This window comes from Muricoccus radiodurans (assembly GCF_050154705.1).
GTDB classification, from domain to species: domain Bacteria; phylum Pseudomonadota; class Alphaproteobacteria; order Acetobacterales; family Acetobacteraceae; genus Roseomonas; species Roseomonas radiodurans.
Genome location: NZ_CP189561.1, coordinates 5,908,134 through 5,933,567 on the forward strand (window position 1 = coordinate 5,908,134; position 25,434 = coordinate 5,933,567).

The 25,434-nt window shown below is 71.4% G+C and carries 22 protein-coding genes and 1 pseudogene; 7 read left to right on the forward strand and 16 right to left on the reverse strand.

The window, feature by feature from the left end; translation table 11 throughout:
* The first annotated feature begins 2 nt into the window (after nt 1-2).
* Complete coding sequence (locus tag ACP6CK_RS27445) at nt 3-1,346, forward strand: dihydroorotase (RefSeq protein WP_426956513.1); 1,344 nt, start codon at nt 3-5, stop codon at nt 1,344-1,346.
* Nucleotides 1,347-1,356: 10 nt separating this feature from the next.
* Here ACP6CK_RS27445 and ACP6CK_RS27450 read toward each other — a convergent pair whose 3' ends face one another.
* Both ACP6CK_RS27450 and ACP6CK_RS27455 read right to left on the reverse strand, forming a co-directional pair.
* The gene (locus ACP6CK_RS27450; protein WP_426956514.1) at nt 1,357-2,193 is read right to left on the reverse strand and encodes a flagellin; all 837 of its coding nucleotides are present in this window, start codon (nt 2,191-2,193) and stop codon (nt 1,357-1,359) included.
* Nucleotides 2,194-2,282: 89 nt separating this feature from the next.
* The gene (locus ACP6CK_RS27455; protein ID WP_426956515.1) at nt 2,283-2,660 is read right to left on the reverse strand and encodes a hypothetical protein; all 378 of its coding nucleotides are present in this window, start codon (nt 2,658-2,660) and stop codon (nt 2,283-2,285) included.
* A 114-nt stretch (nt 2,661-2,774) separates the two neighbouring features.
* On the opposite strand from ACP6CK_RS27455, the gene ACP6CK_RS27460 reads away from it, so the two are divergent.
* From ACP6CK_RS27460 to der, 3 genes are all read left to right on the forward strand, one after another.
* Nucleotides 2,775-3,425, forward strand: a complete 651-nt coding sequence (locus ACP6CK_RS27460) for a tetratricopeptide repeat protein (RefSeq protein ID WP_426956516.1) — start codon at nt 2,775-2,777, stop codon at nt 3,423-3,425.
* Nucleotides 3,426-3,429: 4 nt separating this feature from the next.
* Nucleotides 3,430-4,770: a PQQ-binding-like beta-propeller repeat protein gene (locus tag ACP6CK_RS27465; protein ID WP_426956517.1), complete on the forward strand. Its 1,341-nt coding sequence runs from the start codon at nt 3,430-3,432 to the stop codon at nt 4,768-4,770.
* Nucleotides 4,771-4,857: 87 nt separating this feature from the next.
* Entirely contained in the window at nt 4,858-6,204 is a 1,347-nt protein-coding gene (der, locus tag ACP6CK_RS27470; protein WP_426956518.1) for a ribosome biogenesis GTPase Der, read from the forward strand.
* Between the two features lie 200 nt (nt 6,205-6,404).
* On the opposite strand, the gene ACP6CK_RS27475 is transcribed toward der, so the two are convergent.
* From ACP6CK_RS27475 to ACP6CK_RS27490, 4 genes are read right to left on the reverse strand one after another with little or no spacing between them, the layout of a single operon-like run.
* A complete protein-coding gene (locus tag ACP6CK_RS27475; protein ID WP_426956519.1) occupies nt 6,405-7,370 on the reverse strand; it encodes an FkbM family methyltransferase in 966 nt (321 codons plus the stop codon).
* Between the two features lie 40 nt (nt 7,371-7,410).
* A complete protein-coding gene (locus ACP6CK_RS27480; protein WP_426956520.1) occupies nt 7,411-8,151 on the reverse strand; it encodes an SDR family NAD(P)-dependent oxidoreductase in 741 nt (246 codons plus the stop codon).
* Nucleotides 8,148-9,641, reverse strand: a complete 1,494-nt coding sequence (purF, locus tag ACP6CK_RS27485) for an amidophosphoribosyltransferase (protein ID WP_426956521.1) — start codon at nt 9,639-9,641, stop codon at nt 8,148-8,150. Before purF ends, ACP6CK_RS27480 begins: the two co-directional genes overlap by 4 nt.
* A gap of 5 nt (nt 9,642-9,646) precedes the next feature.
* A complete protein-coding gene (locus ACP6CK_RS27490; protein WP_426956522.1) occupies nt 9,647-10,210 on the reverse strand; it encodes a CvpA family protein in 564 nt (187 codons plus the stop codon).
* 840 nt (nt 10,211-11,050) lie between these two features.
* On the opposite strand from ACP6CK_RS27490, the pseudogene ACP6CK_RS27495 reads away from it, so the two are divergent.
* Nucleotides 11,051-11,143 (forward strand): annotated as a pseudogene (locus ACP6CK_RS27495) (PEP-CTERM sorting domain-containing protein); the annotation flags it as partial.
* A gap of 310 nt (nt 11,144-11,453) precedes the next feature.
* Here ACP6CK_RS27495 and radA read toward each other — a convergent pair.
* Nucleotides 11,454-12,878: a DNA repair protein RadA gene (gene radA / locus ACP6CK_RS27500; RefSeq protein ID WP_426956523.1), complete on the reverse strand. Its 1,425-nt coding sequence runs from the start codon at nt 12,876-12,878 to the stop codon at nt 11,454-11,456.
* Between the two features lie 135 nt (nt 12,879-13,013).
* Between radA and ACP6CK_RS27505 the strand changes: the two genes are divergently transcribed.
* Both ACP6CK_RS27505 and ACP6CK_RS27510 read left to right on the forward strand, forming a co-directional pair.
* Nucleotides 13,014-13,676, forward strand: a complete 663-nt coding sequence (locus ACP6CK_RS27505; RefSeq protein WP_426956524.1) for a Fe2+-dependent dioxygenase — start codon at nt 13,014-13,016, stop codon at nt 13,674-13,676.
* A gap of 65 nt (nt 13,677-13,741) precedes the next feature.
* The gene (locus ACP6CK_RS27510; protein ID WP_426956525.1) at nt 13,742-15,691 is read left to right on the forward strand and encodes a putative bifunctional diguanylate cyclase/phosphodiesterase; all 1,950 of its coding nucleotides are present in this window, start codon (nt 13,742-13,744) and stop codon (nt 15,689-15,691) included.
* A gap of 149 nt (nt 15,692-15,840) precedes the next feature.
* Here ACP6CK_RS27510 and ACP6CK_RS27515 read toward each other — a convergent pair whose 3' ends face one another.
* From ACP6CK_RS27515 to rpsF, 9 genes are all read right to left on the reverse strand, one after another.
* Nucleotides 15,841-18,363, reverse strand: coding sequence for a M10 family metallopeptidase C-terminal domain-containing protein (locus ACP6CK_RS27515; RefSeq protein ID WP_426956526.1), 2,523 nt, complete (start codon nt 18,361-18,363; stop codon nt 15,841-15,843).
* 99 nt (nt 18,364-18,462) lie between these two features.
* A complete protein-coding gene (locus tag ACP6CK_RS27520) occupies nt 18,463-19,239 on the reverse strand; it encodes an ABC transporter ATP-binding protein (protein WP_426956527.1) in 777 nt (258 codons plus the stop codon).
* A gap of 39 nt (nt 19,240-19,278) precedes the next feature.
* Nucleotides 19,279-20,064: an MlaE family ABC transporter permease gene (locus tag ACP6CK_RS27525; RefSeq protein ID WP_426956528.1), complete on the reverse strand. Its 786-nt coding sequence runs from the start codon at nt 20,062-20,064 to the stop codon at nt 19,279-19,281.
* Nucleotides 20,061-21,143 (reverse strand): alanine racemase, encoded by a 1,083-nt coding sequence (gene alr / locus ACP6CK_RS27530; protein ID WP_426956529.1) that lies wholly within the window; start codon nt 21,141-21,143, stop codon nt 20,061-20,063. Before alr ends, ACP6CK_RS27525 begins: the two co-directional genes overlap by 4 nt.
* Complete coding sequence (locus ACP6CK_RS27535; protein WP_426956530.1) at nt 21,133-22,653, reverse strand: replicative DNA helicase; 1,521 nt, start codon at nt 22,651-22,653, stop codon at nt 21,133-21,135. Before ACP6CK_RS27535 ends, alr begins: the two co-directional genes overlap by 11 nt.
* 62 nt (nt 22,654-22,715) lie before the next feature.
* On the reverse strand, nt 22,716-23,939 hold the full coding sequence (locus tag ACP6CK_RS27540) for a class I SAM-dependent methyltransferase (protein ID WP_426959990.1): 1,224 nt from the start codon (nt 23,937-23,939) through the stop codon (nt 22,716-22,718).
* A 127-nt stretch (nt 23,940-24,066) separates the two neighbouring features.
* Nucleotides 24,067-24,633 carry a 50S ribosomal protein L9 gene (gene rplI / locus ACP6CK_RS27545; protein ID WP_426956531.1) on the reverse strand — a complete coding sequence of 189 codons (567 nt, stop codon included), beginning with the start codon at nt 24,631-24,633 and terminating at the stop codon, nt 24,067-24,069.
* Nucleotides 24,634-24,649: 16 nt separating this feature from the next.
* A complete protein-coding gene (gene rpsR / locus ACP6CK_RS27550) occupies nt 24,650-24,928 on the reverse strand; it encodes a 30S ribosomal protein S18 (protein ID WP_426956532.1) in 279 nt (92 codons plus the stop codon).
* A gap of 6 nt (nt 24,929-24,934) precedes the next feature.
* Complete coding sequence (rpsF, locus tag ACP6CK_RS27555; protein ID WP_426956533.1) at nt 24,935-25,405, reverse strand: 30S ribosomal protein S6; 471 nt, start codon at nt 25,403-25,405, stop codon at nt 24,935-24,937.
* Nucleotides 25,406-25,434: the final 29 nt, after the last annotated feature.

Here is a 25,434-nt window from a genome sequence, read left to right on the forward strand (position 1 = left end):
GCATGGCCCGCTACGACCTGATCCTGCGCGGCGGCACCGCCGTCCTGCCCTGGGGCGAGGAGCGCACCGAGATCGGCGTGCGGGACGGCCGCATCGCCGCCATCGGCGACCTCCGCACCGCGGAGTCGGCGGAGGTGATCGACTGCACCGGCCTGCACGTTCTGCCCGGCCTGATCGACCCGCATGTCCACCTGCGCGACCCGGGCGACCCGGCCGTGGAGACGATGGCGACCGGCACGAAGGGCGCGGTGCTCGGCGGGCTGACGGCGGTCTTCGACATGCCGAATACCAGCCCCTCCATCACCAACACGGAGATGCTGGACTGGAAGCGCGGCCATATCCGGGACGTCGCGTGGTGCGATGTCGGGATGTATGTCGGCGGCGCCCGGAGCAACGTGGACGATCTCGGCCGGTTGGAGCGGGAGCCGAATGTCTGCGCGATCAAGATCTTCGCCGGCTCCTCCACCGGCGACCTGATGATCGAGGACGACCCGACGCTGGAGCGGGTCATGGCCGGCGGCACCCGCCGCATCGCCTACCACTCCGAGGACGAGTACCGCCTCCAGGCCCGCAAGCCGCAGTTCGAGGGCGGTGGCCCCTACGCGCTGCATGCGGAGTGGCGGGACGTGGAGTGCGCCTTCCTCGGCACGCGGCGGCTCGCGGCGCTGGCGCGCAAGACGGGGCGCCCCGCCCACATCCTCCACGTCTCGACCGAGGAAGAACTGGACTACCTGAAGGACTTCCGCGGCCTCGTGACGGTGGAGGTTCTGCTGAACCACCTCACGCAATGGGCGCCGGACGCCTATGACCAGCTCGGCGCCTATGCCGTGATGAACCCGCCGATCCGCGACCGCCGGCACTACGAGGCGGCGTGGCGCGCCGTGGCGGACGGTACCGTGGACACGATCGGCTCCGACCACGCGCCGCATTCCCGCGCGGCGAAGGAGCGGCCCTGGCCGCAGACCGCGGCGGGGCTGACCGGCGTGCAGACGCTGGTGCCGATGATGCTGGACCACGTCTCGGCCGGCAGGCTGTCGCTGTCGCGGCTGGTGGACCTGATGTGCGCCGGCCCGGCGCGGGTCTATGGCGCGGTGGGCAAGGGGCGGCTGGCCGCGGGCTATGACGGCAGCTTCACCATCGTGGACATGCGGCGCGCCCGCACCATCGAGGCGGAGTGGCTCACCACCCCCTGCGGCTGGAATCCCTTTATCGGGCACCGCTGCACCGGCTGGCCTGTCATGACGGTGATCCGCGGCCGCGTCGCGATGCGGGAGGACGAGGTGCTCGGCGGGCCCGGCGGCGAGCCCGTGACCTTCGCCGGGACGCGGGACGCGCCCCGGAGCTGACCCGGCCGCCTCAGCCCTTGAACAGGCTGAGCAGGGATTGCGGGGACTGGTTCGCCATTCCCAGCGCCTGGGTGCCGAGCTGCTGGCGGATTTGCAGCGCCTGGGACCGCGCGGCCTCCTTCGCGAGGTCGGCGTCCACCAGGGCGCCGATGCCGGAGTCCAGGCTGTCGATCTTCTCCTTGTTGTAGGCGATCTGGCTGTCCAGGTACTTGCTGTCGTTGCCGAAGGTGTTCAGCGCGGTGTTGATGGAGGCCATCTTCGTCGCGAAGTCGCCCGAGGAACCCAGCGCCGCCTGCGCCGCCGCCGCCGAGGTCGGAACCGTCGCCACGATCAGGTTGGTGGAACCGTCCACCGCGCTGAGCGAGTAGGTCGTGCCCGTCTCGTTGCGCGTGGTGGCGATGTTGCCGCCGCCGGACGCGGTGGCCGTGCTGAGCAGCGTGCGGCTGTTGTAGACGGCGTCCGACACGAAGTTCTGCATCTGCGCGCGGAGCGAGGTGTACTGCGTCTGGTACTGCGTCCGCTGGTCGGTCGAGAGGGTCTCGTCCGCGAGCTTCACCAGCACCGTCTTCATGTCGGCCATGGCGGTGGAGATCTTCGTCAGTCCCGCCATCGTCGTGTCCAGCACGCCCTTGGTGCCGCCCATCTGCTCGTTGGCGGAGGTCAGGCCGGCGATGTCGGCGCGCACCGACTGCGCCACCGCGAAGGCGGCGCCGTCGTCCTTCGCATCAGCCACGCGGTAGCCCGTGGAGACGCGCTTCTGCGAGGCGGCGAGCGCATCGTTCGTCTTGTTCAGCGATTGCAGCGCGATCATCGCGCTGGTGTTCGTGTTGACCGAGTTCATGGGCATGGGGCTTTTCCCTCGCTGGGACCGTCCGCGTGTCGGTCCTCCTTGCGCCCGCGCTCATGAATCTTCCGTTTACCCCTCGCGCGGAAACGTCATCTCGGTGACGGATCTCCCGGGACCGCGATCAGGCGCTCCGGCCAGGGTTGGGATGGGGCGGCCGGCGGGCGCGCGTCGGCCACCGGCCGCGGCGGCGGGTTGCCGGGAACCGGGCCGTTCCAGCAATCCACGGCGCCGAGCGATCGCGTGCAGAAGGGCTGGGCGACCGCTCCCGGCTCCGTCCGGCAGTAGCGCTCCCCGGCGTCGAGATAGGCGATGGAGCAGTCCCGCCCGGATGCGCCGGAGACCACGAGATCCGGCACCGCCCGCCCGGTCAGCATCAGCGACACCCCGTTCACCGCCAGCAGCGGCCCCGCCGCCTCGCATCCCGTCAGCACGAGGGAAAGGAGAACGAGCGGGAGGAGGGGGCGCATCCCCGCTTATGGACCGCCCGGGCTTAACGCCCCGTGACGGTCCCGCTATAGGACCCGCCGATTTCCCGCGCTCCCGGCCCCGCCCGGCCGGCGCGACGGCCGGAGAGGGACGCATTGCCCGACATCTTCGACGAGCTGCAGGAGGACCTGCGCGCCGAGCGCGCCCGGCAGTTCTGGCTCCGCTATGGCGGGCTGCTGGCGGGACTCGCCCTCCTCGTCCTGCTGGGGGTCGGCGGCTGGCAGGGCTGGCGCTGGTACGAGAATCGCGGCGCGGAGGCGGCCGGCAGCGCCTTCATGGCGCTCCACCGCTCGACCGAGCGCCAGGGCGCGGACCTCGCGGATGCCGCCCGGCGGTTCGATGCGATCGCGGCGGATGCCCCGGTCGGCTACCGCACCCTCTCGCTGTTCCGCGCGGCCGCCCTAAAGGATGAGACGGGCGACAAGGCCGGGGCGCTCGCCGATTACGACCGGATCGCCAACGACCGGGATGCGGACCCGCTGTACCGCGACCTGGCGAGCCTGATGTGGGTTCTGCACGGGCTGGACACGACCGACCCGGCGGCGCTCGCGGCCCGGATCACGCCACTGACGGTGGCTGGCGCTCCGTGGCGCGCCTCTGCCCAGGAACTGCAGGCGCTCATCGCCGTGCGCCGGGGCGAGACGGCCGAGGCTCGGCGGGTCCTGCAGGCCCTGGTGGCCGATACGACGGCTCCGCGCGGCGTCCGTGACCGCGCCGCCCGCCTGATGGCCCAACTGGAGGGATAGCGACGTGACTCTTCCGACCCGCCGCGCCCTGATGCTGGGCGGAGCCGGCCTCGCCCTCTCGGGTTGCGAGACGATCGACAGCATCTTCGGCGACAGCAAGAAGCCGCTGGAGGGCCGGCGCGAACCGGTTCTGCAGGCCGAGCGGAACCTGGAAGCCGATCCGGCGCTGGCCGGCCGGGCCGTGACCCTGCCGGCACCGACTGCCCTGTCCGAATGGCCCCAGGCCGGCGGCCCGCTGAGCCACAACCCCGGCCACGCCCTGGCCGGGGAGACGCTGCGGGAGGCCTGGAGCAGCTCGATCGGTTCCGGCTCCTCCTACCGCCAGCGGATCACCATGGGGCCGATCGTGGCGGGCGAGACGGTCTTCGCCGCCGACGCCTTCGGCGTCGTCTCGGCGTTCGATATCGGGCGCGGCGGCCGGCGCTGGACCCGTGACACGCGCCCGGAGCGGGACAGCACCGGGGCGGTCGGCGCCGGCCTCGCCCATGCGGAGGGCGTGCTCTATGCCGCCACCGGCATGGCGGAGGTGATGGCGCTCGACCCCGCGACGGGCGAGATCCGCTGGCGGGCGCCCCTGCCGGCCCCGGCGCGGGGCGGCATCACCGTCTCCGGCGGGCGGATCTTCGTCCCGACCGTGGAGAACCACCTCATCGGCCTTTCGACCGAGGACGGTAGGCGGCTCTGGACCTTCCGCGGCCAGCCGGTGCTCGCCGTGCCGCTCGGCCTCCCGGCCCCGGCGGTCGAGGGCGAGACGGTGGTCGCCGGCTTCCCCTCCGGCGAGCTGGTCGGGCTGCGCGGCGCCGATGGCCGCGTGCTCTGGAGCGAGGGCGTGTCCGGCGGCGGCGACGCGGCGCGGCGCGGCGGCATCGCGGAGCTGTCCGGCATCACCGGCCTGCCCGTCATCGCGGAGGGCCGGGTGATCGCGGCGGGGCAGGGAGGCGTCTCGGTCTCGACCGACCTCCGCTCCGGCCGCCGGATCTGGGAGCGGGAGGTGGGTAGTGCCGTCACCCCCGCGGTAGCCGGGGATTGGATCTTCCTGGTGACGCCGGAGAACACCCTCGCCGCGCTCGGCCGGCTCGACGGGCGGGTGCGCTGGGTGATCTCCCTGGACGAGCGCTCCACCCGGGACAAGCGGCGCAATCCCGTCTCCTTCGGGGCGCCGATGGTCGTGGGCGGGCGGGTGATGGTACCCTCCAGCCTTGGGGAGGCGGTGCTGGTGGACCCGGCGGCCGGTGCCGTCGCGGGGCGCATGCGCCTGTCGGGCGGCGTGACCCTGCCGGGCGCGGTGGTGGGCGGGACGGTGTTCCTGATCACCAATGACGGGAGCCTCGTCGCGATCCGGTAGGCTCCGGGCACGGCATCGGTGCTCGGACGGGGCGCCGGGCGACCGGCCGCGCTTGACCCGCTGGCCGGCGCGGTGCTCTAGCGCCGGATGCTCCCGCGCATCGCCATCATGGGCCGGCCGAATGTCGGCAAGTCCACGCTCTTCAACCGCCTCGCCGGGCGGCGCATCGCCATCGTCGACGACACGCCCGGCGTCACCCGCGACCGCAAGGAGGTGGTGGCGCGCGTCGCCGGCCGCGACGTTTTGCTGGTCGACACCGCCGGGCTGGAGGAGGCCCCGCCCGACACCATCCCCGGCCGGATGCGCGCGAGCTCCGAGGCGGCGCTGCGGGGGGCGGACCTCGTCCTTTTCGTGGTGGACGCGCGCACCGGCCTGACGCCGGCCGACCGCGCCTTCGCCCAGTGGCTCCGCCGTCAGGGCCGGAAGGTGCTGCTGCTGGCGAACAAGGCGGAGGGGCGGCTCGGCGCGGCGAATTCCCTCGAGGCCTATGAACTCGGCCTCGGCTCGCCCCTGCCGGTGTCCGGCGAGCACGGCGACGGCTTCGGCGAGCTGCACGACGAGATCCGCGCCGCCCTGCCGCCGGAACCCGAGGAGGAGGCCGAGGATGAGGGCGACCCCGACCGCCCGCTGCGGCTGGCCATCGTCGGCCGCCCGAACGCGGGCAAGTCCACCCTGCTGAACGCCCTGCTGGGGGAGGAGCGGATGATCACCGGCCCCGAGCCCGGCCTGACCCGCGATTCCGTCGCCGTGCAGTGGACCGACGAGACCGGCGGGAAGGTCAGGCTGGTGGACACCGCCGGCCTGCGCCGCCGCGCCCGCATCACCCAGGCGCTGGAGCAGATGTCCACCGCCGCGACCATCGCCGCCCTCAAGGAGTGCGAGGTGGCGGTGCTGGTGGTGGACGCGGTGCAGGGGATGGACGAGCAGGATCTCCGTATCGCCCGGCTCGCCGAGCGCGAGGGCCGGGGCGTGGTGATCGCCTTCAACAAATGGGACGCGGTGGAGGATCGCAACGCCGCCCGCGCGCGGCTGAACGACGTGCTGACGGCCTCCCTGGCCCAGCTCCGCGGGATCGCGGTGGTGCCGCTCTCCGCCGCCACCGGGCGCGGCGTGGAGAAGCTGATGCCCACCGTCCGCACGGCCTATGAGATCTGGAACCGCCGCCTTCCGACAGGGGCGCTGAACCGCTGGTTCGAGTCGGCGCTGGAGCGCCACCAGCCGCCGCTGGTCGAGGGCAAGCGGCTGAAGCTGCGCTACGTCACCATGCCGAAGGCCCGCCCGCCCACGCTGGCGATCTTCGGGACCCGCGCGGAGCTGCTGCCGGAGGAGTACCGGCGCTACCTCGTCAACTCCTTCCGGGAGGCCTTCGATATGCCGGGCGTGCCGATCCGGATCAGCCTGCGCGGGACCGAGAACCCCTACGCGGAGGAATGATCCGCCGTCGCGGGTGACTCCAGGGGAGAGAAGGAATTCGCTCCCCGGACCCGCAATCATCTTTTTCGATCGGGCTGCCGCGAAAGGCGGGGACCGGGACGCCGATCTCCACCGCCATCGAGGCAGCCGGTCGATCGCGCGTCGTGCGCGAGGGCTGGTGAGGCGCCTTCTCCCTTCGGGGAGTTGGCCGAAGGGGCCCGTCAGGCCCGCGGCTCGCGGGTGAGCAGGATGCCGTTCGCGAAGGAGAGGTTAAGCATCGCGTCGCGGTCATAGGAAGGACGCCCGGGACCGAGCCCGTGGCATCGCAGCCCCATGGCGTCGATGTCGTCCAGGAAGCCGCCGATGTCAAAGCCGGCCGAGACCATCTGGCCGGGGGACCACTCCATGACGATCTGCAGCCCCGGATTGACCGAGACGGTGCGCGACGCCCCGGCGAGCACGAGCGGCTCGGCCCCCTCCACGTCCACCTTCATCACGTCGAGCCGCCCGCCGAACGCCTCCGCCAGGCGATCCACCGTGGTGCCCATGACCTGAAACGGCTGGGCCGGCTTCTCGCCGTGCCACTCGGTCAGGGACAGGGGGACGGGAGCGATGCTGGTGTTCCCGGAGCGGCCCATGCGGCGGTTCAGCGTCAGCTCCCGCTCCGCCTCGCACACCGCGGCCTGGCGCAGGCTGGCCACGCCGGCCAGGCCGTTCGCCAGGATATTGTCCCGCGCGATCGAGAAGACCCGCGCGTCCGGCTCGACGCCGAGCACCATGCCCCGCGGGCAGAAGCGCGCGAAGAGGCAGGTGAAGTAGCCGAAATTCGCCCCGACATCGAGGCAGCGGTCGTCCGGCCGGCGTGTCCGGACGAAGTGGTCTGTCAGCTCGTCCTCGTAATGCCCGGAGGTGAGGAGCCAGGGGGTGAGCAGCCGGTCCTCCGCCTCCAGCAGAAAGGCGAACTGCGCGCCGTGGATGACGGTCTTCGCCAGCACGATCCCGTCCCCGAGATAGGTGCCGCGGGACCCCTCCACGGCCTCCTCCAGCCGGGCCAGGCGGGCCTCGATGGCGCGCAGCGCGGCCGCGATCTCGGCCGTTCCTGACGCGCGGAGCCCCCGCGGAGCCAGCCGCCCGATCCAGCGCTGCAGGAGACGGGACCGGCCGCGGGAGGAGTCCGGGAGAGCCATATGCCTCACACCTGCAGGGACTGCCGGACCGAGGCGCCGGCTAAGCGGCCTTCACAACCTCGCCCTGCCTCGCTTCCTCGGGCAGGCAGAGGGCGGCGATCCGCGGCGCGATATCCGAGGGGCGGGGCAGGGTGGAGGGGTCCTCGCCGGGCATGGCGGTGGCGCGCATGCGGGTGGCGACGACGCCGGGATCGAAGAGATTCACCCGCAGCGGCGTGTTCGCGACCTCCGCGGCCCAGGTTGTCACGAGATGCTCCAGCCCCGCCTTCGTCGCTCCATAGGCGCCCCAGTAGGATTTCGGCCGCGCCACGCGGCCGGTGGTCAGCACCACGGCCCGCCCGGCATCCGAGGCCCGCAAGGGCGGGTCCAGGGTACGGATGAGGCGATAGGCGGCGGTCAGGTTCACCGCCACCACCTCCGCCCAGTCCTTCGGGGTGATGTGCGCGACAGGCGTCAGCGTGCCGAGCGCCCCGGCGGCGTGGACGAGGATGTCGAGCCGCCCGAAGCGCTCGATCACCGAGGGGCCGAGCGGGTCGAGCTTGTCCGCATCCTTCTGAAGGTCAAAGGGCAGGAGGGTGGCAGCGCTGCCGGCGGCGCGCACCGCGTCGTCCGTCTCCTCCAGCCCGCCCTGGGAGCGGGCCGTGAGGACGACATGCGCGCCAAGGCGGGCGAGCTCCACCGCCACCGCCTGGCCGATGCCGCGGGACGCCCCGGTGACGAGCGCGACGCGGCCGGAGAGCGGCCGGAGGGGGGCCGCGCCCCCCTGGTCCAGCGGGCTCATGCCCCGTTGAGCGCCAGCAGGGCGGGCTTCCGCTCGGGATGGCCGAGCAGGTCGGTCAGCGGGATGGCGTAGTCGCCGGTGAAGCAGGCGTCGCAGTAGCCGGGGTCGCTGGCGTCCCGCCCCTTGCGGCCGAGCGCGCGGTAGAGCCCGTCCAGCGAGATGAAGGCGAGGCTGTCGGCGCCGATGATCCGGGCCATCTCCTCCACGCTGTGCTGGGCGGCCATCAGCTTCTCCCGCTCCGGCGTGTCGATGCCGTAGAAGCAGGAATGGGTCGTGGGCGGGGAGGAGATGCGCATGTGCACCTCCGTCGCGCCGGCCTGGCGAACCATCTCCACGATCTTCTTGCTGGTGGTGCCGCGGACGATCGAATCGTCCACCAGGATGACCCGCTTCCCCTCCAGCACCGCCCGGTTGGCGGAGTGCTTCAGCTTCACGCCGAGGTGGCGGATGTTGTCGGTCGGCTCGATGAAGGTGCGGCCGACATAGTGGTTGCGGATGATCCCCAGCTCGAAGGGGACATCGGCCTCCGCCGCGTAGCCCATCGCGGCCGGCACGCCGGAATCCGGCACCGGGACGACCACGTCGGCCGCGACGCCGCTCTCCCGCGCCAGCTCGGCGCCGATGCGCTTGCGCGTCTCGTAGACCGGCGTGCCCTCCACGACGGAGTCGGGGCGGGAGAAGTAGATGTACTCGAAGATGCAGAAGCGGTTCGCGGTATGGCCGAAGGGCTTCACGCTGCGGACGCCGTCCCCGTCGATCACGACGATCTCGCCGGGCTCCACGTCCCGCACGAACTCGGCGCCGACGATGTCCAGCGCGCAGGTCTCGCTCGCCAGCACCCAGGCGTTGCTCTCCGCGGTGCCCAGGCGCCCGAGGACGAGGGGCCGCACGCCGAGCGGGTCCCGCACGCCGATCAGCGCGCCGTCATGCAGCCCGACGAGGGAATAGGCCCCGTCCACCTGCTTCAGCGCGTCGATCAGCCGGTCCAGCACGGTGGAGTAGAGGGAGATGGCGATGAGGTGGACGAAGACCTCGGAATCCGTGGAGGACTGGAAGAGGCAGCCGCGGCGGACGAGCTGGCGCCGCAGCGACATGGCGTTCGTGAGGTTGCCGTTATGCGCCACCGCCAGCCCGCCGAAGACGAAGTCGGCGTAGAGCGGCTGGACGTTGCGGATCGCCGTCTCGCCGGTCGTGGCGTAGCGGTTGTGGCCGATGGCGGCGCGGCCGGGCAGGCCGGCGATCACCTTCGCGTCGCCGAAGATGTCCCCGACCAGGCCCATGCCCTTGTGCGCCCGGAAGCCCTGGGGGCCGAGGGCCACGATGCCCGACGCCTCCTGCCCCCGGTGCTGGAGGGCGTGCAGGCCGAGCGCGGTCAGCGCCGCGGCGTCCGGGTGGCCCCAGACGCCGAAGACGCCGCATTCCTCGTGGAACCCGTCCTGCCCGTCGTCGAACGGGTTCGTGGTCAGGTCGCCGGTATCGGAGGGGGTCATGGTGGTCAGATCCGGTCGCGCGCGGGGGGGCGCAACAATTCCTCGGCGGTGGGGGCGCGTGCCGTCGGCGGGTCGGGCAGGCGCGGGCGGTAGCCTTCCGGCAGCTTGTCCACCACCCAGGCCGCACCGTCGGCCACGTAAGGCAGGCTCCGGGCCTGCCGGACGGGGTCCGGCCAGCGATCCGTTCCGGGGATGAAGGCGCCGGCGGCGATATAGGCAATGATCACCAGGATTGCACCCCGGGCGAAGCCGAAGAGCACGCCCAGCGCCCGGTCCACGCCGCCCAGCACGGAGGCGCGCACGCCCCGGGCGATGATGGCGATGATGATCTTCAGGATGATCAGGGTCGCGATGAAGACGACGGCGATCGCGGCGACGTCGGCGAGCCAGGGCTGGTTCGGGGTGATGTTGATGAAGATGCCGCGCATGCCCGGCAGCATCAGGAAGGCGAGGACGAGCGCCCCGATCCAGGCGCCGATCCCCAGCACCTCCCGGATGAAGCCGCGCATGTAGCCGATGACGCCCGACAGGACGATCACGGCGAGGATGACGGCATCAACCCAGGTCATGCGGGCGGGGTATAGCGGCCGAAGAGTGGATTCGTCACGCGCGGTGCGCGGGGCAGGGGCGCGTGCGGCCGCGATTCCGTAAGGGCTGCGAGGCGAACTTTACAAACGTGGCCCGAAGCGACCGACGATTCCCTATAATCAATTGATTTAGAAGGGAAAATAGTGATGGCACGTCTCGTGCTCGTATCGATGTCGCGTCGTTCCGGCGCGTCTTCCCATCGGAGGGTGACAAGAGTGCCACATCTGAAGAAGCTTGCCCTGGCGGGTGCCATGGCCATCGGAATGGCCGCGGGAGCCCAAGCCGCGGTGATCAACGGAGCCGACTTCAACAACGGCGCGGGCAGCCAGCTCATCGGCGGGATCCAGTGGTCCGCGAATGGCGGCACCTTCCAGCAGAAGGTGAATTTCCAGTCGAGTTTCACCGGCGTCGGCATCAACGGAAGCGGTCCGACCTCCGACGAGATCGACATCGGGGAGACCTTGTCCGGCACGAGCGCGACGGCGTTCGGGATCCAGTCCATGCGGATCGGCGTGCTCTACAACGGGCCCGAATTCGGGGACTACCTCGAGAGCGCCTCGATCAACATCAATCTCGGCGCCCTCGTCTTCACCCTGACGGCGCAGATTACAGAGGACAGCGCCGTCCTGTCCGCTCCGGGGCTCGGGACGGTGACGAACCTGTCCTCGACGAACGGCGGCGGTGCGGTCTTCGAGATCACCTTCAATCCGGTGCTCGCTCCGGTGACCGCCATCTCCTTCACCGCCGTGGCGGGTGCCTGCGGCTTCGACCCCTGCACCAACCAGTCGGACTTCACGCTGGTGCAGTTGACCACCGTCGCGGTCCCCGAGCCGGCCTCCCTCGCCCTGCTCGGCGCCGGACTGCTCGGCCTTGGCTTCGTTCGTCGGCGCAAGGACACCCCGCAGGCGGCCTGAGCTGCGCGCGAGCGGCCGGGCGGTGTCGGCCATCCGCCGGCACCGCCTTGCGATCCCGGCGGTCTGAGGGCGGGAAGAGACCTCTCCGGCCGCCCGGACATCGTCGAGGGGCCCTGGCCAGCAGAGCGTTCGCACCGCTTACGCTTCGGCGAGCATGTCTCAACCCTGACGGACGGGATCCGCGCGACCGCGGGACGCGCTGCGCGATGGGTTCTTCGACGGCTCCTGGTCATTCCCCGGTCCAGAGCGTCGCACCCGGTCCGGCCGTTCAGCGCGACGACCTCGTCAGGTCAGGACTGAGGCGGGCCGGCTAGGCCGCGTCCGCCTTCACGTTCGGCTTCGGCGCACGCTGGCGCTCCGCGGCCGCGAAGGGAGCGACGAGGTCCGCGAGGTGCCCCGTCTCGCTCAGCTGGAGAGCCTCCGGCGCCGACAGGGCCCGGCCGCCGCGGGCCACGCGGCGGGGGAGGGTGGCGGCAGAGAAGCCGAGTTTCGCGGCCTCCCGCAGGCGCAGCTCGGTCTGGGCGACCTGGCGCACCTCCCCGGACAGGCCGACCTCCCCGAAGAACACCATGTCGGGCGGGCAGGGACGGTCCGTCGCGGCAGAGACGAGGGCGGCCGCCACCGCGAGGTCCGCCGCCGGTTCCGCGATCCGCAGCCCGCCGGCGATGTTCAGGTACACGTCGTTCATGCCGAGCGTCATGCGGCAGCGCGTCTCCAGCACCGCCAGCAGCATGGCCAGGCGCCCGGAATCCCACCCCACCACCTGCCGGCGCGGCGACCCGCCCGCCGAAGGGGAGAGCAGGGCCTGGACCTCCACCAGCACGGGGCGCGTCCCCTCCATCCCCGCGAAGACGGCCGAGCCCGAGACGTTGCCGCGCCGCTCCGCCAGGAAGAGGGCTGAGGGGTTGGGGACCTCGGCCAGCCCCGCCTCCGTCATCTCGAAGACGCCGATCTCATCGGTGGCGCCGAAGCGGTTCTTCGTGGCGCGGAGGATGCGGAACTGGTGGCCGCGATCGCCTTCGAAATAGAGGGTGGCGTCCACCATGTGCTCCAGCACGCGGGGGCCGGCGAGCGTTCCCTCCTTCGTGACGTGGCCGACCAGCACGAGGGCGAAGCCGCGGGACTTGGCCAGCCGTGCCAGCTCCGCCGCGCAGGCCCGGACCTGGGAGACGGTGCCCGGCGCGGAATCGAGGTTGTCCAGCCAGACCGTCTGGATGGAGTCGATGATGACCAGCCCGGCCTCTCGCTCCTCCTCCAGCGAGGCCAGGATGTCCCTCAGCGATGTCGCGGCGGCGAGGCCGAGCGGAGAGCCGGCCACGCCCAGCCGCAGGGCGCGCAGGCGCACCTGGTCCACCGATTCCTCGCCCGAAACGTAGAGCGTGCGTCGTCCCGATCCGGCCACCTTCGCCGCGGCCTGGAGAAGGATGGTGGACTTGCCGATGCCGGGGTCGCCGCCGACCAGCACGGCGGAGCCAGGCACGAAGCCGCCGCCGAGGACCCGGTCCAGCTCCGGCATGCCGGTGATGATGCGGGGCGGCGGGGCGGCCTCCCCCTTCAGGGCAACGAAGGAGACGCGCCGCCCGCCAGTGGCGGCCTTGGCCGGGCCCGGTGCGCGGGACTCCACCGCCTCCTCCGCCAGGGTGTTCCAGGCGCCGCAGCCCTCGCACTTGCCCTGCCACTTCGGGTGGACCGTGCCGCAGGACTGGCAGACGTAGCGGGTGCTGGGCTTGGCCAAGGGCGGTCCGATCGGAACAGAACGTGGACGCCCGGATGTAGCGCGCCCGACCGGCGCATAGAAGGGCTGGGCAACGCGGTGATGATGCGATGCCGACGCATTTGCACCGCCGGAGGCGCGGGTTAGCCTGCCGTCATGATCCTCGCGATCGCCGACGTGCTGGACGCCGCGACGGCGGCGGCCGCGTCCCGCACCCTGCACGGCCTGCCCTTTCGCGACGGGCGGGAGACCGCCGGCTGGGAGGCTCGCCGGGTGAAGAGCAACCTGCAGGCCGATGCCCGCGATGCGGCCGCCGCGGTGCTCAAGGCGGACCTGCTGGCCCGGATCGCCGCGCACCCTCTTTTCGGTATCGCGGCCCGGCCGGCGCGGCCGCCGCGCATGCTGCTCTCCCGCTACGACGAGGGCATGGGATACGGCGCCCACATGGACGACGCGCTGATGGGTGGTCTGCGGACCGACCTGTCCTTCACCCTCTTTCTCTCGGCGCCCGAGGATTACGCGGGCGGCGCCCTGGTGATCGAGAGCACGGCGGGGGAGCAGGAATACCGCCTGCCGGCCGGGACGATGCTCCTCTACCCCACGACCTTCCTCCACCGCGTCGCGCCGGTGGAGCGGGGCACGCGGCTGGTGGCGGTGGGCTGGGTGCAGAGCCTCGTGCGCGACGCGGCACGGCGCGAGATGCTGTTCGACCTGGAGACGGCGCGGGAGATGCTGGCCGGGGATGCGGGCCGCGCGCGGGAGCGGGCGCTGATCGGGCGGAGCATCGGGAACCTTCTGCGGATGTGGGCGGAACCCTGACGCCGGGTCACCGGAACGGGGCGGCCGTTCATCGGACCTTCACCGCACCGGCGCAGGATGCGTGCATGGACCGGCGAGCCCCTCTCCCCAACCCCATCCCGATGGTCGCCGGTGCGTCGGGCGCCGCGGCCCCCGTGACGCCGGCCAGTCCGCCCCCGGCGACGGGCGGCCGCCGTGCCGCGCGGGACCCGGGCGACGTGCCCGGCTTGTCGCGGGACTTCGCACCCGCGCGCGCCATCACCGTCTTCGCCCTCGGCGCCGCGTTGCTGCTCGCGCTGGCGCCGCCGATCACCTGGCACTACGCGGGGCAGCGCACGGTGCGGGCGGAGCTCGTCGCCTCCGCCCATGTGAAGGCGGCCGTCATCTCGGACAGCATCGCCGCCAGCACCGAGCTGTGGCAGCTGGACACGATCCGGCTCGCCGGCCTGCTCGCCCTCGGCGACATGAACGCGGCGGAGTCGCGGCGCGTCCTGACGACGGACGGGGCGACGGTGGCCGAACTGCCGGCCGAGGTGGCCTGGCCGGTCGCGATCGCCCGGGAGCCGCTGTTCGACGTCGATGGTCTCGTCGGCTGGGTGGAGGTGCGCCGCTCCCTGCTGCCGCTGATGCGGCAGACGGCGGTGATCGGCCTCGTCTCGCTCCTGCTCGGGGTCGGCGCCTACCTCGCGCTCCGCTGGGCGCCGCTGCGGCTGCTGCGGCAGGCGATGGACCGGGCGACGCATCTGGCCAGCCACGACACGCTCACCGGCCTGCCGAACCGCGCCCTGCTGCAGGACCGTCTGCGGCAGGCGGTGGTCGGGTTCCGCCGACGGCGCAGCGGCACCCTCTGCGTGCTCTGCCTCGACCTCGACCACTTCAAGGAGGTGAACGACACGCTGGGGCACGCGGCGGGGGATGCGCTGCTCGTCGAGGTGGCGCTCCGCCTCTCCGCCTGCCTCCGGGAATCCGACACCCTCGCCCGGCTGGGCGGCGACGAGTTCGCCATCGTTCAGACGGACGTGGCGCAGCCGCACGGGTCGGCGGCGCTGGCCGGGCGCCTCGTGGCCGCCCTGCAGAAGTCTTTCGACCTGGACGGCCATGTCGTGCAGATCGGCGTCTCGATCGGCGTGGCCGTGGCGGAATCGCCCGAAGATGCCGACCCGATCCGCCTGATGCAGGAAGCCGACCTCGCCCTCTACGCCATGAAGGAGGACGGGCGGAACGGCTACCGATACTTCGAATCCCCGATGAACGCGACGCTGCAGGCCCGGCGCGCGCTGGAGGCCGACCTGCGCGCCGCCATGGCCGGGGGGACGCTGCGCCTGCACTTCCAGCCGCAGGTGGACCTGGCCACGCGTCAGGTGACGGGGGCCGAGGCGCTGCTGCGCTGGCAACACCCGGTGCGCGGCAACGTGCCGCCGGATGCCTTCATCCCGCTGGCCGAGCGCACCGGGCTGATCGTCCCGATTGGAGCCTGGGTGCTGGAGGAGGCCTGCCGCACCGCGATGACCTGGGACGCGCCGCTGAAGATCGCCGTCAATGTCTCCGCCGTGCAGTTCCGCCACGCGGGCTTCCTGGAAACGGTGCGGCGCGCCCTGGACGTGACCGGCTTGCCGGCCGGGCGGCTGGAGCTGGAGATCACCGAGAGCCTGCTGCTCGCCGACACGGACGAGATCCTGGCGACGCTGAACCGGCTGCGCGACATGGGCGTCGCGATCGCCATGGATGATTTCGGCACTGGCTACTCGTCGCTCAGCTATCTCCAGCGCTTCCGCTTCGACAAGGTGAAGATCGACCGCGCCTTCATCCGCGGCCTGGGCGAGGACCCGCGCGCCGCCGCGATCGTCCGCGCCATCGTGGGCATGACGGAGGCGTTGGGCATCCGCGCCAATGCGGAGGGCGTGGAGACAGAGGCGCAGGCGCTGCGCCTGGTGGAGGAGGGATGCGCGGAGGTGCAGGGCTGGCTTTTCGGCCGGCCGGTGGAGCCCGGTGCCTTCGCCGAGCTGGCGCGGGAGGGACTGCCGCTCGCCGCGTGATGGGCAGCATCATAGCGACGGTCGCCCCTGTCGATGTCAGGCGAGGGAGCTGCGTCTCCCGCCTTCCGCGGCAGCCTTGAAGGCGAAGATGAGTGAGCCCTCCGGGGGAGAGAATTCCTTCTCTCCCCCGGGGCCGCCAATGTGACCCATCAGACGAGGATGAGGTCCGTCCGCGCGAGGGGCGTGCCTGAAGCCAGGGACGCGAAGACCGTTTCCGCGCCGCCCCCGGTGCCGTCCGCATCCCAGGCGAGGGTTCCCGCGCCAGGGCGCCAGACGAACTGCCCCTGAGCCAGGTTCGGCCCGTCCACCGCGAAGCGGCTGGCGGCGACCGCGCCAGTTCCCAGGCCCGGGCCGAAATTCGAGCCCACCAGCAGGATGCTGTCGGTGCCGGACGTGAAGTCGAGGAGGAGGTCCCGCCCGAAGAAGGGCGTGGCGAACTGGAAGCTGTCGAAGCCGGCGCCGCCGACGAGGGTGTCGAGGCCCAGACCGCCAGCGATGAGGTCGTTGCCGGCGAGCCCATGGATGAGGTTGTCGCCTGAATCGCCGACGAGGATGTCGCCCCCCTCTGAGCCCAGCACGCCCTCGATGCCGATGTAGATGTCGCCGGCGGCGATGCCCGAATTCACCGCGCTGTTGCCGAGGTCCACGCGGACGGCGCCGAGGCCCTCGTCGTAGCGGACGAGGTCGAAGCCGGCCTCGCCCACCAGCACGTCGCCGCCCGCGCCGCCCCAGAGGTTGTCGTCGCCGTCGCCGCCATAGAGGACGTCCGCGCCGGCAGCCCCGAAGAGAAGGTCGGCACCGCCGAAGCCCCAGAGAAGGTTGTCCCCACCGTCGCCGAGCAGCAGGTCGGCGAAGGCGGAGCCCATCAGCCCCTCGATCCCGAAATAGAGGTCGTTGGCGGCATCGCCCGTGTTGTAGGTGGGATCATTCAGCCCGGCGCGCACGCCCGAGAGCGCCGTGTCGTAGCGGGCATAGTCGAAGCCCGCGCCGCCATCGAGCCAGTCCGCCCCCGTGCCACCCCAGAGGAAATCCTGCTCGCTGCCGCCGTAGAGCGTGTCCACCCCGCCGCCGCCATTCAACACGTCCACCCCGGCATTGCCGACGAGGAGGTTGCCCGCCGCATCGCCCGTCAGGATGTCGTCGAAGGCCGAACCGACCACGCCCTCGATCCCCACGAGCACGTCGCCCGCCGCGTCGCCGGTGTTCACGGCGGGGTTGCCGAGGTCCACGCGGACCGGCCCAGCCGCGTCATAGACGGCGCGGTCGAAGCCGGCGCCGCCATCCAGCACGTCGGCCCCACTCCCGCCCGAGAGGTCGTCGGCATCGTCGCCGCCGTTCAGGACGTCGTTGCCGCCGCCGCCGAAGAGCGCGTCCGCGCCGGAGAGGCCGACCAGGATGTTCGAGGCCGCGTCGCCGACCAGGATGTCCCCCTGGACCGATCCGACCATCCCATCCACCCCGATGTAGATGTCCCCGGCCGCATCGCCCGCATTCACGCCGGGATTGCCGAGGTCCGCGCGAACGCTGCCGCCATCGTCGTAGCGGGCGTAGTCGTAGCCATCGCCGCCCTCCAGCCGGTCCGCGCCCGCGCCGCCGAAGAGGTTGTCGTCCCCGAAGCCGCCGACGAGGGTGTCGTTCCCGCCGAAGCCGAAGAGGTCGTTGGCGACGTTGTTGCCGATGATCGCGTCGCTGCCGGCGCCGCCGCGCGCGTTCTCGATCGTCACGCCGGCGGCGATCGAGACGTTCCGCGTCAACCCGCCCACGTCGCTGAAGCCCTCGGGCACGAGGCTGATGACCTGATCCTGGAAATAGCCGGAGAAATCGAAGGTGTCGCGGCCGCCGGCATCCCAGACGGCGAAGACCACCTTCTGGTTCGCGCTGCCGATCTGGAACACCGTGCGGTCGGCGTTGGAATTGAAGCCGTAGGTCGTGTCGCCGGTGCGCGTCGTCATGTTGGCGCCGTAGAGGCGCTGGGCGGCGGCGATGTCGTGGATGAGCGGCGTCGCGGAGTAGAGGCCGGCGTGATAGGCGCCGGTGTTGTACGCCTCGAAGTAGCTCATCACCGAGTACTGACGCGAATCCTCGATGTAGGCGGCATCGAGCTGATAGACGGCGCCGACCGGATAGGGGCCGGGATGGGACAGGCCGATGGCGTGGCCGATCTCATGCAGGATGGTCTGAGCGCCATAGCTGCCGACCGGCATGACCCGGTTGTCCGAGTACCAGGTGTTCAGCCAGACATCCCCGGCCGCATTGCCAGGGGCGGTGGAACCGGGCCCGTAGGCGAAGGCGAAATCCACGTCCGCGAAGAACGGGTTCTGGTAGAACCCGGCGTAGAGGATCGAGGCGTTGTTGCTGTAGTCGCCCGGACTCACGCCGGAGAAGGTGATCCGCGCCACGTCCGACCAGAGCGACATGGCCACTTCGGCGGCCGTCTTCTGGAAGACGGTGAAGGGCTGGAAGGTGTAGGGAAGCCCATTGCCGCCGTCGTCGTAGAACGGCGCCGTCGCCCGATAGGCATAGGTGACGGTCGCGGCCAGACCGAGCCCGCCCCAGGCGACGTTGCCGCGGCTGATCTGCACGCCGGCCTGGGCCGCGGTGAAGCTCTGGCTGGGCGCATCGAACGGACCGTTGGCGGCAAGGGACAAGGCTGCGGACTCGTCTTCGCTCATGGCGTCTGGACCTCCCTGAAGCATCCCGTTTAGCGGACTGGAACCCGCTCCGGAATCATTTCCGCCGGTGGACCGGAAGTCTGTCCGCCAGGGCAGGGATCAGCGCCGGAGCTCCATCTCGATCGGCCCTTCCCGCTCCCCCCGGGCGAACTGGTCCACCATGGCGTTGCCGGTGTGGCCGAGATCGGCGGCGGACCCGGTCCAGACGATGCGGCCATGGTGGATCATCGCCGCGTCGTCCCCGATGCGGCGGGCGCTGGCCATGTCGTGGGTGATGGAGACGGCGGTGGCGCCTAGCCGCTTCACGCAGTCCACGATCAGCCCGTCGATCACCGCCCCCATGATCGGGTCCAGGCCAGTGGTCGGCTCGTCGAAGAAGAGAAGCTCGGGCGCGGAGGCGATGGCGCGGGCGAGGGCCACCCGCTTCTGCATGCCCCCCGACAGCTCGGCGGGGGAGAGGTCGCCGACGCTGGCGGCCAGGCCGACCGAGGCGAGCGCCTCCGCCGCCTTGTCCCGCGCCGCCGCCCGGCTGATCCGGCGGCGGGCGAGGAGCTTGAAGCAGACATTCTCCCAGACCGGCAGGGAGTCGAAGAGGGCGCCGTTCTGGAAGAGCATCCCGGTGCGATCCAGCACCGCCTCCCGCTCCCGCGCCGACATGGCCAGCACGTCCTGCCCGTCGATCTCGATCGTGCCGGCGTCGGGGGTGAGGAGGCCGAGGATGCACTTGATGGTCACGGACTTGCCGGAGCCGGAGCCGCCGAGGATGACCATGGACCGGCCGGGCATCACGTTCAGGTCCACCCCGTCCAGCACGCGCTTCGCGCCGAAGGACTTGGTCAGTCCGCGCAGCCGAATCCTCGGGATGCTATCGGACATCCGCCTCACGCCTCCCGCTCCGCGTCCGGCTACCGGAGGTCATCGCGAGAAGAACGCCTCGGTCAGCACGTAGTCCAGCGCGAGGATGAGGATGGAGGAGGAGACGACGGCGGTGGTGGTGGCCCCGCCCACGCCCTGCGCGCCGCCGCGGGAGTGGTAGCCGCAATAAGTGCCCATCAGCGCGACGACGAAGCCGAAGACCGCAGCCTTCGCCAGGCCGCTGACCACGTCCATGAGCTGGACAAACTCGACGGTCGCCCGGATGTAGGCCGCTGCGGAGAAGTTCAGCTTCAGCGTCGCGATCAGGTAGCCGCCCATCACGCCGAGAATGTCCGCCACGATCACCAGCAGCGGCATGGCAAGCGTCGCCGCCAGCAAGCGCGGGGCGACGAGGTACTTCATCGGATCGGTCGAGAGGGTGGTCAGCGCGTCGATCTGATCGGTGACGCGCATCGTCCCGATCTCCGCCGCGAAGGCGGCACCGATCCGGCCCGCGACCATCAGCCCCGCCAGCACCGGCCCCAGCTCCCGCGTGACGGAGAGGACGACGACGTTCGCGATCGCGCCCTCCGCCCCGAAGCGGGAGAAGCCGGAATAGGATTGCAGCGCCAGGACCATCCCGGTGAAGACCGCCGTGAGCGCCACGACCGGCAGGGAGAAGAAGGCGATCTCCAGGAAGGCGCGCAGGAAGAGGCGGGGGTGGAAGGGCGGGCGGACGACATGCGACAGCCCCTCGAGCCCGAAGAGGGCGATCGATCCCGCACCACGGCAGAGGGCGAGCACGGCGCGCCCGAGGGCCGCGACCCAGTCCAGGAGGGTGTTCAAGGAGCGGGCAGGTAGGCGCGCCGGTAGCGCGCCCCGAGGGAGGTTAGGATCTCGTAGCCGATCGTCCCGGCGCGCGCCGCCAAGTCATCCGGCGTCAGGCCCGGCCCGATGAGGGTAATGCTGGACCCGATCCCGATCTCCGGGTGGTCCGTCACGTCGAAGGTCGTCAGATCCATGGACACCCGGCCCGCCAGCGGGACGTCCCGCCCGCGGTGGCGGGCCACCGCCCGGCCGGACAGGGCCCGGAGATACCCGTCGGCGTAGCCCGCCGCAACGGTGGCGATCCGGGAGGGGCGATAGGCCACCCAGGAAGCCCCGTAGCCGACCGGCATGCCGGGGGGCACGTCCCGGACCTGCAGGACCGGCGCCTCCAGCGTCACGACCTGCTGCATCGGGTTCGGCCGGCCGGGGGTCGGGTTGATGCCGTAAAGGGCGCAGCCCGGCCGGGCGAGGTCCGAGGCGAAGCCGGGCCCGAGGAAGATGCCCGATGAATTGGCCAGCGACGCGGGGGCCTCCGGCAGGCGCCGCCGCGCCGCGGCGAAGCGGGTGGCCTGGGCCGCATTCAGACGGTGCCAGGGGTCGTCCGCGCAGGCGAGATGCGTCATGACAAAGCGGAGCAGCAGCCGCCGGAGCGGAGAGGGGTCCTCCGCGAGCGCGGCGGTCTCCTTCGCCGAAAGGCCCAGCCGGTTCATCCCCGTGTCGATGTGAAGGATGGCGTCGTGCGGCCCCTGGGCCGGGATCTCGGCCGCGCCCCAGGCGGCCACGTCTTGCGGGGTGTTGAGGACGGGGGTGAGGTCGGCATCCCCGTCCTCCTCCGGCCGGAAGCCGTTGAGGACGGCGATCATCGGCCCGGGTCCGACCGCGGACCGCAGGGCCATGCCTTCCGCGAGGTGCGCGACGAAGAAGTGGCGGCAGCCCGCATCCCGCAGGGCCCGCCCAACCGGCGCGGCGCCCAGTCCGTAGGCGTCCGCCTTCACCACGCCGGCGACATCCGCCCCGTGCCGCGCCCGCAGCGACCGCCAGTTGTCGGCGATCGCGCCGAGATCGACGGTCAGCAGGCCCGCCGGATCAGTAGGCATCCTGCTCGTCATGCGTCTGGTCGAGGTCGCCGAAGCGGGTGAACTCGCCCTCGAAGAAGAGGCGGATGGTGCCGGTGGGGCCGTGGCGCTGCTTCGCGATGATCAGCTCGGCCTTGTTGTGCGCCTGCTCCATGTCCTTCTGCCACTTCTCCGACGCCTCCGAGAATTTCTCGGCGTTGTCGAAGGCCAGCTCCTTCGGCATCCGCTGGGCGAGGTAGTACTCGTCGCGGTAGACGAACATCACGACGTCCGCGTCCTGCTCGATCGAGCCGGATTCGCGCAGGTCTGCCAATTGCGGCCGCTTATCCTCCCGCTGCTCCACTTGGCGGGAGAGCTGGGACAGGGCGATCACCGGGACCGACAGCTCCTTCGCGATCGCCTTCAGTCCCTGGGTGATCTGGCTGATCTCCTGCACCCGATTCTCCGGCCGCGTGCCGGCCGCCGGGCGCATGAGCTGGAGGTAGTCCACGATGATGAGGTTCAGCCCCTTCGTCCGCATCAGCCGCCGGCAGCGGGTGCGGAGTGCGGAGATGGTGATGGCCGGCGTGTCGTCGATGAACAGGGGCATGGAGGCGAGCTCCCGGCTCACCTCCACGAACTTGTCGAAGTCGCGCTGCGCGATGTCACCGCGCCGGATGCGGTCGCCGGACACGCGGGACTGCTCGGACAGGATACGGGTGGCGAGCTGGTCGGCGCTCATCTCGAGGGAGAAGATCGCGACGCCGCCCCGGACCACGGCGTTCGGGTCCTTGTCGAGCGCCTCCCGCTGGATCGCCTTCGCGGCGCCGAAACCCATTTTCACGGCCAGGGCCGTCTTGCCCATGGCCGGGCGCCCCGCGAGGATCAGCAGGTCCGAGGGGTGCAGCCCGCCGAGCTTGCTGTCCACGTCCCGGAGCCCGCAGGAGAGGCCGGAGACGCCGCCCGGGGTGGAGAAGGCGTGCTCCGCCAGCTCCACCGCCGCGGTCAGTGCCTTCTCGAAGGACACGAAGCCGCCCTCGGACGACCCGTCGGTCGCAAGGTCGAACAGCGCCTGCTCCGCCGCCTCGAGCTGCATCTTGCCGTCGAGCTCGGGCTCCGCGCCGAAGGCCCGGTTCACCACCACCTCACCGAGGTCGATCAGCTGGCGGCGCAGGAAGCAGTCGAAGATGACGCGGCCGTACTCGCCGGCGTTGATGATGCCGACCATCGCCGTGAGGAGCTGGGCCAGGTAGGCCGGGCCGCCTACCTCGTCCAGCAGGCCGGAATGCTCGAACTCCGCGCGCAGCGTGACGACGTCGGCCAGCTGGCCGGCCTCGATCCGGCGCTGGATCGCCTTGTAGATGCGGCCATGGACGGGGTCGGCGAAGTGCTCGTCGGCCAGGAACTCGGAGACGCGCTCATAGGCCTTGTTGTTGGCCAGCAGGGCGCCGAGCAGGGCCTGCTCGGCCTCGACGTTCGAGGGGGGGAGGCGCTGGGAGAGGCCCAGGAGGCCGCCGCCGGCCGGCTCGGCGATCGCGTCGAAGGCGTTCATGCCCCCACCTTAGCCCGGTCCGGCCCCCGGCGTCGCGCCTCCGGGCTGGGGACGACGGTGGATCATGTGGATATGTTCGCGGCCCGCTCCGCCGCGACCATGTAGTCACGGGTCAGGGGCAGGGCGTCCACCCGGCGGGCGAGCTGCATCTGCCAGTTCATGTGCCCCCAGCGGCGGAAGGACAGCTCCGCGGCCGAGAGGTAGAACTCGAACATCCGGCAGAAGCGCTCGTCATACAGGGTCCGGATCGCGTCCCGGTTCGCCGCGAAGCCGGCCCGCCAGTGGGCGATGGTGCGGGCGTAGTGCAGGCGCAGGATCTCGATGTCGGTGATCCAGAGGCCCGCCTTCTCGACCGCCGGCACCACCTCGGACAGGGCGGGGGAGTAGCCGCCGGGGAAGATATAGCGCTCCAGCCAGGGGCTGGTGGTGGCCGGGCCCTCCGACTGGCCGATCGAATGGACCAGCGCCACCCCGTCCTCCCGCAGCACGTCCCGCACGGTCCGGAAGAAGGCGCCGTAGTGGTTCACCCCCACGTGCTCGAACATGCCGACGGAGACGATGCGGTCCACGGGCCGGTTCCAGGCGCGGTAGTCCATCAGCTCGAAACGGACCCGGCCGGACAGTCCGGCTTCCTCCGCCCGGCGGCGGGACTCGGCCAGCTGCTCCTCCGACAGGGTCAGCCCCGTGACCCGTGCGCCGAAGTCCCGCGCGAGGGTCAGCGCCATCCCGCCCCAGCCCGAGCCGATGTCCAGCACCTCCAGGCCGGGGCGGTCCAGACGGAGCTTCGCGGCGATGTGGCGCTTCTTCAGCGCCTGGGCGTCGGCCAGGGATTCTGCCCCGGTCGGGAAGTAGGCGCAGGAATACTGCCGGTCGGGATCGAGGAAGAGAGCGTAGAGCCGCCCGTTCAGGTCGTAATGGTGGGCCACGTTGCGCCGGGACCGCGCGGCGGGGTTGAACTGCCGGATGCGCCGGCCGGCCCAGCGCAACGCCTCCCCGATGCGCGCCGCGGGATGCGTGCCGCCCTCGTGCAGGTTGAGGAAGAGCAAGTCCAGCAGCTCATGAAGCGTGGCGTCGAAGGGCTCGATGTCGCCGTCCATGTAACCCTCCCCGAAGCCGAGGGAGGGTTTCCAGAGGAGGCGATGGAGGGCGCGGCGGTTCGTGAGGGCCATCCCGGCCGCGGGACCGGGCGTGCCGCCGTAGCGCCGCACGGCGCCATCCGGGAACCGGACGGTCAGCGTGCCGAGCCGGATCAGGCGGGAGAGCAGCGAATCGAGCAGCGGCCCCAGCATGGCGTCACCATGCTGTAACTGTGCCGGGGCAGCAGCAACCTTTCCTAAACGGAACGCGCCCGCCCGGTTCCCCGGGCGGGCGCGCTCTTCAGGGGGCCACGGCGCCGGGGCGCCGCGGTGCGGATCAGTCGCGGGCGGCGCCCAGCTCGGACAGCTCGGCGGCCAGCTCGGCCTCCAGGCTCGCCTCCTCGGCCTCCTGCTCGGCGCGCAGGTCCTCGCCGCGCGCCTGCTTCTCGGCCTCTTCCAGCGAACGGGCAATGTTCACCTGGACGGGGATCGAGAGCTCCGGGTGCAGGGCCACCTGCACCGTCACGACGCCGAGGTTCTTGATCGGGGCCGGCATGATGACCTGGTCGCGCTCGATGACCAGGCCGGACTCCTTGCAGGCCTCCGCGATGTCGCGGGCGGAGACGGAGCCGTAGAGGGCGCCGCTCTCGCCGGCGGAGCGCAGCAGGACCACGGAGAGGCCCTCCATGCGCTCGGCCACGCGCTCCGCCTCCTCGCGGGCGCGCAGGTTGCGCGCCTCCAGCTCCGCCCGCTGCGCCTCGAAGCGCTTCAGGTTGTCGGCGCTGGCGCGGATGGCCTTGCCCTGGGGCAGGAGGAAGTTGCGCGCATAGCCGGGCTTCACCTTCACGGTCTCGCCCATCTGGCCGAGCTTCGGCACGCGCTGCATCAGGATGACGTCGATCATGGTCGGTGTCCCCCGATCAGTCGTTGATGACGTAGGGCAGCAGCGCCAGGAAGCGGGCGCGCTTGATGGCATTCGCCAGCTCGCGCTGCTTCTTGGCGGACACCGCCGTGATGCGGGACGGTACGATCTTGCCGCGCTCGCTCAGGAAACGGGAGAGCAGGCGCACGTCCTTGTAGTCGATCTTCGGCGCGTTCGGGCCGGAGAAGGGGCAGGACTTGCGGCGGCGGTAGAAGGGCCGGCGGGCACCAACGGCCGGGCGGCGCGCGGCGGGGGTCAGGTCGGTCGATTCGGACATGGCTGATTACTCCTCGCCGCCCATGGGCTCGAGCTCGTCACGCGAGCGGGCCCGGAACTCCTCGCGGTCGTCGCCGCGCTCACGGCCACGGCCCGAACCGAAGCGGCCGGCCGGCCGGGGGCCGCGGAAGCCGCGGTCACGGTCCCGGTCCTCGCCGCGCTTGGCCAGGATCGCGGAGGGCTCCTCGTTGATCGTCTCGATCCGCAGCGTCATGTGGCGCAGCACGTCCTCGTGCAGGCCGAGCTGGCGCGCGGTCTCCTTCTCGGCGGCCGGCGTGCAGTCCAGGCCCAGCAGCATGTAGTGGGCCTTGCGGTTCTTCTTGATCTTGTACGCGAGGCCGCGAAGGCCCCAGTACTCGCGCTTGCGGACCTCGCCGCCGGCCTCGCCGACGATGCCGGCGACCTGGTCGGCGATCGCCTCGACCTGGGCCTGCGTGAGGTCGTTCCGTGCGAGCAGCACGGTTTCATAAAGTGGCATCGGGTTCCCTTCGGATGTCTCAGCCCGGG

Bases quoted from the DNA above. Each gene is read 5' to 3' on its own strand.
- der (WP_426956518.1), top strand. From the start codon at position 4,858: ATGCTCCCGCGCATCGCCATCATGGGCCGGCCGAATGTCGGCAAGTCC.
- purF (WP_426956521.1), bottom strand. From the start codon at position 9,641: ATGACCCCCTCCGATACCGGCGACCTGACCACGAACCCGTTCGACGAC.
- ACP6CK_RS27515 (WP_426956526.1), bottom strand. From the start codon at position 18,363: ATGAGCGAAGACGAGTCCGCAGCCTTGTCCCTTGCCGCCAACGGTCCG.
- ACP6CK_RS27450 (WP_426956514.1), bottom strand. From the start codon at position 2,193: ATGCCCATGAACTCGGTCAACACGAACACCAGCGCGATGATCGCGCTG.
- rpsF (WP_426956533.1), bottom strand. From the start codon at position 25,405: ATGCCACTTTATGAAACCGTGCTGCTCGCACGGAACGACCTCACGCAG.
- ACP6CK_RS27480 (WP_426956520.1), bottom strand. From the start codon at position 8,151: ATGAGCCCGCTGGACCAGGGGGGCGCGGCCCCCCTCCGGCCGCTCTCC.
- rplI (WP_426956531.1), bottom strand. From the start codon at position 24,633: ATGATCGACGTCATCCTGATGCAGCGCGTGCCGAAGCTCGGCCAGATG.
- ACP6CK_RS27445 (WP_426956513.1), top strand. From the start codon at position 3: ATGGCCCGCTACGACCTGATCCTGCGCGGCGGCACCGCCGTCCTGCCC.
- ACP6CK_RS27520 (WP_426956527.1), bottom strand. From the start codon at position 19,239: ATGTCCGATAGCATCCCGAGGATTCGGCTGCGCGGACTGACCAAGTCC.
- ACP6CK_RS27535 (WP_426956530.1), bottom strand. From the start codon at position 22,653: ATGAACGCCTTCGACGCGATCGCCGAGCCGGCCGGCGGCGGCCTCCTG.
- alr (WP_426956529.1), bottom strand. From the start codon at position 21,143: ATGCCTACTGATCCGGCGGGCCTGCTGACCGTCGATCTCGGCGCGATC.
- ACP6CK_RS27475 (WP_426956519.1), bottom strand. From the start codon at position 7,370: ATGGCTCTCCCGGACTCCTCCCGCGGCCGGTCCCGTCTCCTGCAGCGC.
- ACP6CK_RS27510 (WP_426956525.1), top strand. From the start codon at position 13,742: ATGGACCGGCGAGCCCCTCTCCCCAACCCCATCCCGATGGTCGCCGGT.
- rpsR (WP_426956532.1), bottom strand. From the start codon at position 24,928: ATGTCCGAATCGACCGACCTGACCCCCGCCGCGCGCCGCCCGGCCGTT.
- ACP6CK_RS27505 (WP_426956524.1), top strand. From the start codon at position 13,014: ATGATCCTCGCGATCGCCGACGTGCTGGACGCCGCGACGGCGGCGGCC.
- ACP6CK_RS27455 (WP_426956515.1), bottom strand. From the start codon at position 2,660: ATGCGCCCCCTCCTCCCGCTCGTTCTCCTTTCCCTCGTGCTGACGGGA.
- ACP6CK_RS27490 (WP_426956522.1), bottom strand. From the start codon at position 10,210: ATGACCTGGGTTGATGCCGTCATCCTCGCCGTGATCGTCCTGTCGGGC.